Consider the following 13,301-nt stretch of genomic DNA (forward strand, 5'->3'; position numbering starts at 1 on the left):
TCCTTTCTTGTCACGTTTGATTATCTGACATTCGTAATTTCGATTATTTCAAGCAGGTTCTTTGCGATCCTTCTGATATTCTCTTCGATCCTTCCATATGATGCCCCTGATACATCGGAGGCAAAACCAGACAGGGTTTCAATGCTGCCCGAATCCACTGCTGCATTGTTCCTTGAGTAATCTATAATGGACAGCATACGCTCTGCCTCCATAAGCACCTTAAGGACCTTGTCCTTCAGTTCCAAGGTTACCTCCTGCCCCCCTCCAACCGCGTACCCTGTATCATAGGTCAGGTGGTTGACTTCCTTGAGTCTCCATAGTATCTCCATGTATCGTCTGATTTCTTCAGACCTTTTCCCCTCGCCGAGCATGGCAGCCATGTTTCCTGATACCATCTCTATGTTGGAGAAAATACCTGTAAGGAGACTTGTGAATTCTTCCCTTGAAAAGGCCTTATCACCTGACAATATCTCCCTTGAATGCTCAAAGCCTTCGATCGTATTCATCTTTACAAGCTCCAGCCTCTTCTCCGGAAGCCTCCTGTAGTAAAGAGCTGAGAATAGCCAGTTGAAGATTATAGCCACCAGGACTCCCAAGCCGAGAGCCGCAATCCTGATCAGGAAGGTATATATCATACTGGGAGTTCCCTGCGGACCAATGCGTATATTCTGTGTCATGTATATGCTTGTGAAGATGGCGGCAGGTGACACCATCCTCCAGTTTATCTTAAGCGATACGTACAATACAAGCCCCATCGATATGGCCACTGTGAAGGCGTTCAGCCCGAACACCTGAACCACAGCTGCAGTGGCTGCAGCACCCAGAGCAGATGTCAGCAGCTGACTGAGACCTCCCCTTATACCGTGCAGGTTTACCGGTTCAAGGGTGTACATGACCCCTACAAGAACTGTAATCATGTCAAGGTTCGCAATCGGCACCACCCTTCCTATAAGGAATCCGGCGGCTATAGCCATCATGGACTTGAGTATATACAGCCACGAATCCAAAAGCACAGCTTCCTTCCTGAGTCCAATGGCTTTAAATAGCTTCATGCTGTTCACTGCCTTTCCCGGTCCTTGCCAGCCTTTTCTCTGTAATAACCATATCCGACCTTATGTCATGCTCATCGTATGGAATATCCTCAACCACAAGCGCATCAAAGCAGAGGATAGCCTTAAAGGCCTTGCTTCCCGCCAGCAGCCTGTCATAGTAGCCTGCCCCGTGACCTATCCTCATTCCCTCCAGGTCACACGCAAGGCAGGGGACAAGGATCAGGTCCCCTTCTCCCAGAAGAACCTCAGGAGCATCATCCTGTGGCTCAGGGATGCCATACCTTCCAGGTATCAGGTCATGGAGCCCCATTATCTCACATGGGACCATTATCCCCTTACCGAAGGTCCTGGGCACCGCAACCCTCTTGCCTTCAAGTATCGCCCTCTGAATTATGGGCCTCGTATCAACCTCACTGTCCACTCCAATGAAGGTGAATATGGTCTTGGCTGCCTTGTATTCGGGAAGTGTGAATACCCTTTCCGCTATTTCACCGCTCCATTCCGTCATGTTGAGATGACCGAACGTATCCGCTATCCTTCTCACTGTTTTCCGGAACTTATCCTTATCTTCGTCTATCTTTGCCAACTATACCCCTCCTTAACCCACACCTCAATTATATGCATCCAAAGAAAAAAAGAAAAGCCGGGTATTTCCCGGCAATATAATCAGTTCACCATATCCTCAACTGTGCAGAATGTGTAGCCTCTGTCCTTCAGTCCCTGTATTATGGTCGGCAGAGCTTTCTGGGACTTGTAGGAATGCATGTGGAAGAGCACTATGCCGTTATTAGAAGCGTTGCTGAGGACGTTGTTTATTATACTTGTGACAGTGGAATAGGATGCCCAGTCAGCTGGGTCAACTGACCACAGGACCGCATACTTCATGCCCTCCTCACCGGCGATCCTTAGGACCCTCGAGTCATATGAGCCGTACGGAGGTCTGAGAAGGTATGGCGTCTTACCAGTTATATTTCGTATTATGTTGTTTCCTTCCCTTATCTGTCTCCTTATCTCGGCATCGCTTGACTTTGTGAGCTCCACATGGGAAAGCGTATGGTTCTCAACCTCATGCCCTCTTGTCGATATCTCACGTATTATTGATTGATTGGCTGAAGCGAACGACCCGGTAGGGAAGAATGTGCCCCTGACTCCGTATGCATCGAGAATATCAAGGATGTTCCTGATCTGTGATACAGTTCCGCTGTCGTCGAATGTGAGTGCTATCCGCTTTCCTGAATATGGTTCGTTGCCCTTCCTTATGGCTGCAGCTGATCCTGAAGGTGTTGTGCTTCCCGGTGGTGTGGTAGAAAGGTAATATGTGCTTACGTATCCAGATTTGCCTCCATAGGTTGTGGCTGCCCATCCATTGGCTGATGACGTAATGCTGATAGGAGTACCCCTCGGGATCACCGCAAGTATCGCGTAACCTGTTCCCGGTCCTGCCCTCAGGTTAAGGTCCGCTGTGGTATACCTCGTTACAGCTCCCCCGGTATCTGGAAGCGAGCCCGTAAGATATGCCACGCTGAGGTATCCCGTCTTCCCTGAGTAAGACGCGTGTGCCCAGCCTCCTGAGGTGCTGTCCACCATGACCTGCGAGCCCTTTGGAATCACCATGATTATTGGATATCCCGTACCGGGTCCTGTCCTGAAGTTTAGGTTAGCGGTAGTCATCATGGCGGTACCATCTGAATGCGATGCCAGATAGGTATTGCTGGCATACCCGACATATGAGCCATACGTTGTATGGGCCCAGTTCCCTGAATAGCTGTCTACAGAAACCTCAGCCCCCTTCGGGATAACTGTTATTACCGGATATATGGTACCCGGTCCCGTCCTGAGGTTCAGGTTAGCAGTAGTGAATTTAATCTCCGCAGCAGTTACATCATGAAATCGTCCCGATGATAATGTGCCGGTTACCGATAAGAGCATTGTGATGACAACAGAAACAGCAAATCTTGCAATAAGTGCCTTTCTTCCTCCGTGTCTCATCTCAGCACCTCCCGAGGAACCTTGAAACAAGAAGAATGAACTATCGAAGTTTATTCTGTTTTCATACTGATACTATCACCAGAGCCTTCTGCTTTGGTTTCAAACTAAAGTCAAAACAATGAACAAAGGGTATACTTCCATACGGGAGCATACCCTTTCAATCAGCCTATCACATCAAGAATGTATGGGACCTTATCCGGCGGGACTTCTGTGACAACATAGGCCTCATGTGCCTTCGAGAGTGCCGCATCATGGTTCTCCCTGTTCGTCATAAGAATGCAGAGGACATCTCCCTTTTCTACCCTGTCGCCTACCTTCTTCTTCAGGGTGATCCCCGCTGAATGGTCGACCTCATCCTCCTTGGTCTCCCTTCCGGCTCCAAGCAGCATTGCCGCAGTACCTATCTCCTCCGCCATTATTGAATGGACGTATCCTTCCTTTTCCGAAACCACAGGTATCACGAAGCCTGCCTTTGGAAGAAGCTCCGGGTCGTATATGACTCTCTTGTCTCCTCCCTGTATCTCCACAAGCTCCGCAAGGAAGTCAACCGCCTTCCCTGATGTTATGAGTTCCATCACAGCCTTTTCAGCTTCACTGACATCCGTAAACGCTCCTCCTGCCACAGCCATCTGTGCCGCTATTGCGCAGGCCACGTTGATAAGGTCTTTCTCAGCCTCACCCTTGAGGGTCAGTATCGCCTCCCTTACCTCGTTGGCATTCCCGATCTCACTTCCAAGAGGTTCGTCCATGTTGGAAAGTATCGCTATAGTCCTCCTGCCAAGGTTATTCCCTATCCCGACCATAGCCCTTGCAAGCGTCCTTGCGTCCTCAATCGTCTTCATGAATGCTCCGCTTCCGACCTTGACATCAAGGACTATCGCATCAGAGCCTGATGCTATCTTCTTTGACATTATGGAGCTTGCTATGAGCGGTATGCTGTCTACGGTTGCAGTTACATCACGAAGGGCATAAAGCTTCTTGTCTGCCGGCACCAGGTTCGCGGTCTGGCCTACGATTGCCATGCCATGGCTGTTGACGTTTGATATGAACTGGTCCATGGTTATTGAAGTGTTGAAGCCGGGAATGCTCCCCAGCTTGTCTATCGTTCCTCCCGTGTGTCCAAGTCCCCTGCCTGACATCTTCGCAACCTTTATCCCCAGGGCAGCAACAAGTGGTATGACAACAAGGCTTACCTTGTCGCCGACTCCTCCGGTGGAATGCTTGTCGACCTTCACTCCCTTTATCCCAGACAGGTCTAGGGTATCCCCCGAGTTCACCATGGATTTTGTAAGGTTTGCGGTCTCAGCTTCACTCATCCCCTTGAACCATATGGCCATAAGGAGAGCTGAAGCCTGATAGTCAGGTATCTCTCCTTTGGTATAGCCCTGCACGAAGAAATCTATCTCTTCAGCTGAAAGCTCCATTCCATGCTTCTTGTTCTGTATGATGTCGAGCATCCTCATATTCTCACCTACTTCAGGAGTCCGAGGAAGCTTGTCCCGAACATCTCATTTTGCGCTTCCAGGTGTTCTAGCACAGTCTTTCCCATGTCTGAGAAGGTTCTCCTTATTCCAAGGTCAACGCCGTTCCTTAAGCCCTTTGCCACTACTATCATAGGCACATACTCCCTTGAATGGTCCGTTGAGGCGGTTGTAGGGTCACAGCCATGGTCCGCTGTTATTATCAGGAGGTCTCCCTCCTGCAGCCTTACAAGTATCTCAGGCAGTCTCCTGTCGAAATCCTCCAGTGCCTTCTTGTAGCCCATGTAGTCATTCCTGTGTCCGAACTGCATGTCGAAGTCAACAAGGTTCGTGAATATGAATCCAGGAAGCTTCATGTCCATGTACTTTATCGTCTCGTCGACTCCCATCTCATTGTTCTTGGTATGGACTGCATGCGTCACTCCAAGCCCGTTGAACAGGTCCTCGATCTTTCCGACACACATGACATTGAGTCCTGCCTCATTGACATACTCAAGCACGGTCTTGTTGAACGGTGCGAGAGCATAGTCCTTCCTGTTGGAGGTCCTTGCATATGCTCCGCTTGTCCCTATGAAAGGCCTTGCGATTACCCTTCCTACCTGCCTGTCACCCACAAGCATCTCCCTTGCAATCTCACAGTACCTGTAAAGCTCTGATAGAGGGATAACCTCCTCATGCGCGGCTATCTGGAACACTGAATCAGCAGATGTGTATACTATTGGCTTTCCTGTCGCAACATGCTCATCTCCAAGCTCCTTTATGATCTCAGTGCCTGAGGCCACCGTATTGCCGATTACCCCTCTGCCTATCCTTTCCTCGAATTCAGCTATGATATCCTTCGGGAATCCTTCAGGATAGGTATTAAGAGGCTTTTCAAGGATAACTCCAGCCATCTCCCAATGCCCCGTTACCGTATCCTTGCCCTTGGAAAGCTCATCGGATTTCCCAAAGCTTCCTTTCGGGTCGGATACCGGCTCCACCCCAAGTATCGGGCTTATGTTTCCTAGTCCAAGACCCTTCAGGTTAGGCAGTTCGAGACCTCCTGCTGCCTTCGCAATATTTCCCAATGTGTTGCTCCCCACGTCTCCGTAATCGGCCGCATCAGGCAGTTCACCGATTCCGACGCTGTCGAGGACTATTAGTATCGCTCTTTTCATAAATACTCCTTTCTGATGAATCATGCCCTTGGATGGGCCTCTTCATATACATCCTTGAATTTTCTGTTCTTGACAAGCTTCAGGTAGATCGACGTTGCCTTGATGTCGTTGTGCCCCAGAAGCAGAGACAGCGTGGTAAGGTCGGCTCCTCCAGAAAGCATGTGCACCGCATAGCTGTGCCTTAAAGTGTTGATGTTGATGTTCTCCTCAATACCGGCTTCATCGGCATAGTCCTTCAGTATCTTCCAGAGGCCCTGCCTCGTCATCCTTTCCCCCCTCATTGAAGGGAAGAGAATCGATGCTCCCACGATATTCTCCCTGGTTGACAGGTACTCCCTGAGAGTACCCACTGAATATGACCCTATCGGAATGTGCCTTTCCTTGTTCTTCCGCCCCTTGATCGAGACATAGCCCCTCGACAGGTCCACATCCCTGTAGTTAAGCTCTATAAGCTCGCTTGCCTTGAGTCCTGCACCATACAGTATCTCAAGTATGGCCCTGTCCCTCTTGCCTTTCGCAGTAGATGTGTCCGGTATTGCCAAAAGCTCCTCCACCTGCTCTATGGTAAGTGATACTGGCAGCGCCCTCTTTATCTCGGGAAGCTCAAAGTAAAGTATGGGGGCTTCAAGCACCTTGTTCTTTCTCCTCAGGAACTTGTAGAAGTTCCTTACGCTTACAAGATGCCTTGATATAGTAGTCCTTGACATGCCTAGGTCCAGCAGGTTGTTGATGAAGTTGGACACTTCTATCTCATTGAATTCCTCAAGGTCTATCCCCTCATCCAACAGGAAGTCAGTCAGGTGCTTCAGGTCACGCCCGTACGCATCAATGGTATTTGGAGACTTTCCCTTGCTCTTAAGTTCTTCAAGAAACTCACCGACAAACGGGTCCATCATATTATCTTGCTCAGGCTGTATGCCGCAACTGTCTTCGCATCCTTTATCTGACCGGTCTTTATGTGCTCTATGAACTCAGCATCAGAAAGCCTGACTATGGATATGAACTCGTCGTCGTCACCGCCCTTGGTCCCCTTTTCCAGTTTCTTGGCCATGTACAGGTGGATCTTCTCATCACAGAAGCCAGGAGAGGTTGCGAGAGTCGCCAGATGTATAAGGTCATCGCACCTGTAGCCAGTCTCCTCCTCCAGCTCCTTCACAGCATTCTCATAGGGTGTAAGGTCCTTCTCAAGCTTTCCTGCAGGAAGCTCCAGATACGCCTCTTCCATGGGCTTCCTGTACTGCCTCACAAGAAGGATCTTGTCGTTCTCATCCCTTGCAAGTATGCATACACCACCCGGGTGCCTGACTATCTCCCTGTATGCTGTGTTCCCGTCCTGGACCTCCACAGTCTGGGTCTCAAGGGTAATGATCTTCCCCTGGAACACCTCATTCCTCTCGAGGGTATGTTCAAAAAAATCCATCGATCCACCATCCTTATTTATTACTAAGAATCAGTATTTTAAGCCGATTATCCATGTCTACACGCTAATTCTACAATATTGTTCCACTGAGTTTAAATGGATAAATTGTTAATTATATTAATTGTTATGTAAACCATGCTTTTAGTTTTATTTATATCGAAATCTCAGTGACAACTCCATCTTACTTTTCGTTATATCGAAACCTCTGTGTAAGATCCGTCTTACTTTTCGTTGTATCGAAATCTATTTTTGGTAGATTCTTGCTTTCAGGTATCAGACACTTTATACGATAAATCCAATCCTGATTACCCGATATGAAAACATGATCCTATGTCATTTAGTCATGACAATAACGATAATTATGACGATTAACAGATAAAGCAATCATATCAACGCAATGGCTCGAGCCTGAACTCAGGTATGCCATCTGAGAGCACTGGCTTAAGGTATGGCTTTTCAAGCAATAACGGGTCAGCCTTAGAATCAACTACATGGGGCTTCTTTCCAAAGCTCAGGTTAATCTCATCTTCACCACCGTCATATCTGATCCTGAGTATGACATTTTCCATTCCCTGATCAAGCATGTCAGTATCTATACCGTATGATGCCATGGTGTCATTACCTAAATCACTATAGGTAATGAGGAGCCTGTAGGCGGTAAAATCGCTGATTGCGGACCACTTGGGAATGACCAGCTTATCAGTAAATCCCTGCCAGTCCTTGAGGCTGCTCCTTCCATTGTTTAAGTCTCTGTTCAGATATCCATATGCCTCTCCGGTCGGTGAGACTGTCACAGATTTCAGGGAAAGCGGTCTTGAAGTTACTGGTGCAAAAAATATCTCATATACATAATATGTGTATCCAACCGAGGTTTCAGCATCATGATACTTCACTTCAGTCAGGTCGCTGAAGACAGCCTGAAATGATTCACTAACCACTGGCTCCATACCAAGTGAAAAGAAGGCTTCCATTGAATAAGACAGGTCCGGGTCATCCTTGTTCAGATTTCGGTATTGATTTGACTTTGTGCAGCCGACAGCTGAAAGAACAAGCAATAATACCATAAAGGAACATATTTTATTCTTCATATATCTATACACATCTTTATGCCATCAATGTATAATAATATTATACACCAACTTGATTTATTGTTTCATATTCCCAATTCTTTTATTCATGTTGTAATATTTTAGCCCATTTGCTGTCATTATAAGTGTAAGGCCCTTTATCATGGATTCTGGAGGTGATGATTTGGATGATTCTGATATAATCGAGCTGTTTAATAAAAGAGATGAGAAGGCCATCATTGAGGCTGAAAGAAAATACAGGTCCTATTGCCGTGCCATTTCAAACAATATCCTTCAGGACAGGGAAAGTGTGGAGGAATGCCTGAATGACACATGGCTTAATGCGTGGAATTCAATACCTCCCCATGTTCCTGATAATCTGCGCATGTATCTTGCAAAGATCACCCGGAACCTTTCATTCAACAGATACAAATCAGCTATGGCTATAAAGCGTGGAGGCGGCAAGATATCAGCTGTCCTTGATGAGCTTGAGGAGTGCATGGCGGGCCCATCAGATGTTGAATCAGACCTTATCATGAAGGAGCTTGGTGAAAGCATAAACCAGTTCGTCCATACCTTGTCGGAAAGGGACTGCAGTTTGTTTGTCAGAAGATACTTCTACGTAGAATCAGTACAGGAAATATCCGCTAAATACGGAATTACAGAAAGCAATGTAGTGGTGTCCCTGAGCCGAACCCGAAAAAAGCTCAAGAAACATCTGGAAAAGGAGGTCTATTTAGTATGAACAGAGAAACACTTTTTGAAAGCATAAGCATGCTGGATGAAGACATCCTGGAACGAAGCGAAAATAAGAAGAGGAGAAATTCAGGAAGGATAATCATAACTCTGGGTACGATGGCTGCCTGCCTGGCGCTCATATTCACCCTTGCATTACCTTCAATCAATAAGCCTCTTGAGAGCGCCAGCATGCCAGCGGCATTTCAAAGCGGCATAGCAAAATACATCGAAAGTCCGCCAACGGACCTGCCATTTACCAAAGCTGACCTCATGTGGCTTTCACAGGAAGATATCTTCAACAAATGGAACACTGCAATATTCAGCGGTACTGTCACAAAGCTTAACAACATAGTCATAAGCTTCAAGGGTGACAAAGCATACAGGGCTATTGCGGAGATAAAAGTCGACAACATATTTAGGGGTGCCATTGACAAAGGTGATACAGTATCAGTGCTTCTGCCCTGTCCAATCAGTGGAGGAATGCTGATGACAGGTACTGAGATAATTTCACAGCTCACTCTCGGTTCCACTGGGATCTTCATGCCTATTGAGTATGATGGAAGTGCATACTGGGAACAGAACGGATACACTTTGAAGCTTCAGGACGTCGCACCATATGGGTTAGCTGACGGTATGAGATTTGCATTCCTTAAATCAGGAGATGGAATTTTGTTTGCAAGGGATATGTACCCTGTAATTTCAGAAGCAAAAACACTTGAAGAAATAGAGAACTACATCCGGAGTATGATCAAATGACCAGTACTTTAAAAAATATACCTGCTAACTAAAAGCAAGAGCCTGATGACCCTTCGGTCCTCAGGCTCTTGCTCTGTACCTTGAAAATCCATAGAGGCCGAAAAGCACTGATAGCACTGTCACAATAGTGTAGACAGCCATGGTCAGTGTCATGAACTCTCTTTGAATCACCCCTACTTTCATCCAAGTCCTGATAAAGGGGCTTAATCTGGACCCGAATATTCCAGTTCCTGCTATTGCCCTTGAAAAACTTATCAGGATGTATATGGATACCATTGCCTTCATGCTCGACTTGAACAAAAGTGTCACTGCAAGGACGAATGCAGACAGTGAGACCATATGGACATGGTAATAAGCAGTCTTGATAAGAATATCTGCAAGCTCCTCAGCTGTCGGCAGCAAACCCAAAAAAGCAAAGAGGACAACAAAGAGTATCGTTATCAGCATGATATTCAATGTTATGATCATTCCAGCTGTCACTGTAAGCTTTGCCAGGTATACTTTTTTCCTTGGAATCACACTTAAGAAGGTTGTCTTTAGGTTTCCTGCGCTGTTCTCCCCAGCTATGGAACTTGCCATAAGCATGCAGATCGATGCAGGAACTGCAAAGTTATATACATTGCTAAGGTAAGACAAAATGATCCAGTATGTACTCACGGGGAAATCAGTTCTGTTCTTGTAGCTAAGGACGATGTTACCTATGAATGAAAAGAGAAAAAGAATAATGACCGCTGCCATCTCCTTCTTCTTGCTAAGCTTATAAAGCTCTACCCATGCAATGCCCGGCTTCATGGGTTATCTCCGAAAATCTGGTTCTGTCTTGAAAGCAGGTCATTATAGTAATCGAAGGAGAATTGCAGCTCGTAGTTACCGTATGCTCCTACAAATTTTTCTCGTGCATCGATTGCCTTAACTTTTTTTCCAATAGCGTCATAGCTGTAGACAAGGAGGTAGTTATTAAGAATATTGTCCGGATCCTTAGCCAGAGAGTCTTCAAAATAATTGCAGGCACTCTCGTAGTTTTCTGATAGATATTCCTTTACTCCCATGAGCATCAGTCCGTCGCTGCTATCTCGACTTTCGGCTGAGACCAATTCATTTATCCCACCAATATCATTGTTTTTAAAATACTCCATCCCCACATAAGCCGATGCATCACTTCCATGTAATTTTGCCCCTTCATATGCCTCAATAGCCTTTTCAGAAATTCCAAAGATGCTATAGAGGTTTCCAAGTTCGATGTAGAATTTCCCGTATCCTGACAGGTTTTTAACCTCATTCTCCTTAACAAGTAGTTCAAGATATTTGATCCGGATTGGTTCAAGTTGGTTAAACTCGCTTTCGAGGAATATGGCATATGCTTTAACTTGGTCAACTTCCATCATATCGATGAAGTCTTTGACAGTTCTGATTAGCTTCTCATAGTATATCGAATCTGCAGGTGAGTTTGCTTTAGCTTTTTCAATAACCATTAACGCTCTTTCAGGATCGGATTCCAGCACATGCTCCGAATACCTCAGCAATGCTGCTGCATCATCAGGATAAGCTGAAATCCACTCAGTAAGTATACTAAAAGCATCATCATACATGAAACCATTGAGCTTATCCCGATATTTGAATACATAATACCAATTTCCCACATCAGCTCTATTTTTAAGCTCGGATAGATACGGCTGGAGTTCTTTCGACATTCGTCTAATCAGCAATATTCTTGCAAAGTCAACTAGTTGTTCATCGGTAATAGATGAAATATCCGCCTGTTTCAAGACTGCCTCAAGCTGGGTATCCTTACCGTACAGATCATCCTTGCTGTCATAAAAATCCTGCAGTAATGGGAATGCTCCAATTACTACTATCAGTACTATTAGTATTATAGTCAGGAACTTTGTCCTGCTAGTTTTCATTAACAATTCTTCACTCCCTCAGTTTTCAGCTATACCTAAAAATCCTTATTATTCATTATCCTCAAGGATACAAGGTAAAACAAAATAATATTGACTGCAAAAACCACAATATTCCGGGTCAAGTCTAATGATGGGATGTCCTTGACCGAAAATGCTTCAAGCCATCCTGGCCCGGTCCAGAATGTTAATCGCCTTATCACATCTCCAATTACAGGAAACTGCGAAACATAAATGATAAAAAAATGAATAAAAAGTGTAAGTAATATCGCTATTTTATGGTTATTAAATAGAAGACTGACCATAGTGCAAAAAAGAGCGTAGGAAGTGAGATACAAGAATGAATATAGATACGCCCCACCAGTCCTCAATATTAACTCTGAAGTAGGTATGGTGCTTTCTTCGATGTATATTGCACCCGTTGAAATATCTAAAAGTAATGGAATTATTGTGACCATTACCATGCATGCTCCGGATACCATAACGCCGAATAGGATTTTCCCGTCAAGAATCTTAGTCCTGTCTACCCCCCCAATAATGTTGTTCCTGATTACCTTCTTACCTGCTTCCTGAGAAAATATCGAGGCATAAATTACTATGAGGGCAACAGGGAAGTATAGTTGTATGAACCAGACCAGGTTAGTCATTGCAATCGAATAAAAACCAATATTGCCATCCATGATTACATAACTTACTCCATACAGAATTGTTGATAGTAATGTCAAAGCGGCAGATAAACCTATAAACAAGCCCGAATGGTTGTGCTTATAGAATTCAGCCTTCAGAACTCTTATCACTGCACACCACTCACCTTTCTCAAATAGAATTCTTCAAGGCTTATCTTGGAAAATTGTGAGCTCTCTAACTCCATTCCTCTTTCATTGAGCTTAAGTACAAGCTTTCCAAGTTCGCTTTCGGCTATTAAGACTTCCAATCTTTCACTGCTTAACCAATATCTGTATGTACTGATTTGAGCTAGATTTTCTTCAAAAAGCCTTTGATCCAGGCCGCTAAGATTTATAGAATGTATCTCCATTTCAGAGCCTTCATTATTTCTATAACTGAACTCTTCTAAGATTACACCAGTGTTATTCAGCACTATATCATCACACAGTTCTTTAGCTTCGGAAAGAAGGTGGGTGGCAATAACTACTGTATTGCCATCCTCCTTGAATCTCTTAAGTGTATTCCTTAACAGCACTATTCCATCAGCATCGAGACCGTTTGTAGGTTCATCCAGGATAAGTATCTCAGGATCATGTACCATTGCCATGCAAATACCGAGCCTTTGCTTCATCCCAGTCGAATACTTGGCTGCCTTGACCTTGGAATCTGGGTCAAGTTCAAACCTGTTCAATAGTTTCCTGGATTTCTGCTTGTCATTTTTTCCATGCAGCATGGAACTGACATTCATATTTCCCATGGCGTTCATGTATTCATAAATGCCTGGTTCTTCGATAAGCACACCCACGCTTTCCATTATCCTGTTAAGGTCAGTCCTCAAGCTGAGTTTATTGATTTCAACATCCCCGGCATCAGGTATCACTAGCCCTGAAATGATCTTTAGAAGTGTACTCTTACCCGAACCATTCGGCCCAAGTAATCCGACGATACGCCCTTTTCTGACATAAAGGCTGATACCTTTAAGAACATCACATTTCCCATACGATTTGAGTATGTTATTCACTCTTATTACTTCCAATAGCTTCCCCCCAACGATGAATTGAATCTATATTCCTT

14 protein-coding genes are annotated in these 13,301 nt (G+C 45.3%); 2 read left to right on the forward strand and 12 right to left on the reverse strand.

From position 1 onward, the window contains the following. Nucleotides 1-20: 20 nt before the first annotated feature. From T472_RS17740 to T472_RS17775, 8 genes are all read right to left on the reverse strand, one after another. Nucleotides 21-1,052, reverse strand: coding sequence for an aromatic acid exporter family protein (locus tag T472_RS17740; protein WP_023388301.1), 1,032 nt, complete (start codon nt 1,050-1,052; stop codon nt 21-23). Further along, the gene (locus T472_RS17745) at nt 1,039-1,638 is read right to left on the reverse strand and encodes a 5-formyltetrahydrofolate cyclo-ligase (RefSeq protein WP_023388300.1); all 600 of its coding nucleotides are present in this window, start codon (nt 1,636-1,638) and stop codon (nt 1,039-1,041) included. Before T472_RS17745 ends, T472_RS17740 begins: the two co-directional genes overlap by 14 nt. Nucleotides 1,639-1,718: 80 nt before the next feature. Next, nucleotides 1,719-3,041 (reverse strand): SH3 domain-containing protein, encoded by a 1,323-nt coding sequence (locus tag T472_RS17750; protein ID WP_023388299.1) that lies wholly within the window; start codon nt 3,039-3,041, stop codon nt 1,719-1,721. Nucleotides 3,042-3,202: 161 nt separating this feature from the next. Continuing rightward, nucleotides 3,203-4,504: a pyrimidine-nucleoside phosphorylase gene (locus tag T472_RS17755; RefSeq protein WP_023388298.1), complete on the reverse strand. Its 1,302-nt coding sequence runs from the start codon at nt 4,502-4,504 to the stop codon at nt 3,203-3,205. 8 nt (nt 4,505-4,512) lie between these two features. Further along, nucleotides 4,513-5,679, reverse strand: a complete 1,167-nt coding sequence (locus tag T472_RS17760; protein WP_023388297.1) for a phosphopentomutase — start codon at nt 5,677-5,679, stop codon at nt 4,513-4,515. Between the two features lie 20 nt (nt 5,680-5,699). After that, nucleotides 5,700-6,575 (reverse strand): tyrosine-type recombinase/integrase, encoded by an 876-nt coding sequence (locus T472_RS17765; protein ID WP_023388296.1) that lies wholly within the window; start codon nt 6,573-6,575, stop codon nt 5,700-5,702. After that, complete coding sequence (locus T472_RS17770; RefSeq protein ID WP_023388295.1) at nt 6,572-7,099, reverse strand: NUDIX hydrolase; 528 nt, start codon at nt 7,097-7,099, stop codon at nt 6,572-6,574. The genes T472_RS17765 and T472_RS17770 overlap by 4 nt, the downstream gene beginning before the upstream one ends. Nucleotides 7,100-7,488: 389 nt before the next feature. Further along, nucleotides 7,489-8,163, reverse strand: coding sequence for a hypothetical protein (locus tag T472_RS17775; RefSeq protein ID WP_207643992.1), 675 nt, complete (start codon nt 8,161-8,163; stop codon nt 7,489-7,491). A gap of 187 nt (nt 8,164-8,350) precedes the next feature. Between T472_RS17775 and T472_RS17780 the strand changes: the two genes are divergently transcribed. Both T472_RS17780 and T472_RS17785 read left to right on the forward strand, forming a co-directional pair. Beyond that, complete coding sequence (locus T472_RS17780) at nt 8,351-8,911, forward strand: RNA polymerase sigma factor (RefSeq protein WP_023388293.1); 561 nt, start codon at nt 8,351-8,353, stop codon at nt 8,909-8,911. Further along, nucleotides 8,908-9,660 (forward strand): hypothetical protein, encoded by a 753-nt coding sequence (locus tag T472_RS17785; RefSeq protein ID WP_023388292.1) that lies wholly within the window; start codon nt 8,908-8,910, stop codon nt 9,658-9,660. Before T472_RS17780 ends, T472_RS17785 begins: the two co-directional genes overlap by 4 nt. 60 nt (nt 9,661-9,720) lie before the next feature. Here the strand turns inward: T472_RS17785 and T472_RS17790 are convergent, their stop codons facing one another. The 4 genes from T472_RS17790 to T472_RS17805 are packed head-to-tail and all read right to left on the reverse strand — an operon-like array spanning nt 9,721 to nt 13,263. Next, nucleotides 9,721-10,452 (reverse strand): ABC transporter permease, encoded by a 732-nt coding sequence (locus T472_RS17790; RefSeq protein ID WP_023388291.1) that lies wholly within the window; start codon nt 10,450-10,452, stop codon nt 9,721-9,723. Then, on the reverse strand, nt 10,449-11,564 hold the full coding sequence (locus T472_RS17795) for a tetratricopeptide repeat protein (RefSeq protein ID WP_152975206.1): 1,116 nt from the start codon (nt 11,562-11,564) through the stop codon (nt 10,449-10,451). Before T472_RS17795 ends, T472_RS17790 begins: the two co-directional genes overlap by 4 nt. 35 nt (nt 11,565-11,599) lie before the next feature. After that, nucleotides 11,600-12,358 (reverse strand): DUF2705 family protein, encoded by a 759-nt coding sequence (locus T472_RS17800; protein ID WP_023388289.1) that lies wholly within the window; start codon nt 12,356-12,358, stop codon nt 11,600-11,602. Continuing rightward, nucleotides 12,355-13,263 carry an ABC transporter ATP-binding protein gene (locus tag T472_RS17805; RefSeq protein ID WP_023388288.1) on the reverse strand — a complete coding sequence of 303 codons (909 nt, stop codon included), beginning with the start codon at nt 13,261-13,263 and terminating at the stop codon, nt 12,355-12,357. Before T472_RS17805 ends, T472_RS17800 begins: the two co-directional genes overlap by 4 nt. Nucleotides 13,264-13,301: the final 38 nt, after the last annotated feature.

The organism is Youngiibacter fragilis 232.1, from assembly GCF_000495435.3.
Lineage (GTDB): Bacteria > Bacillota > Clostridia > Clostridiales > Clostridiaceae > Youngiibacter > Youngiibacter fragilis.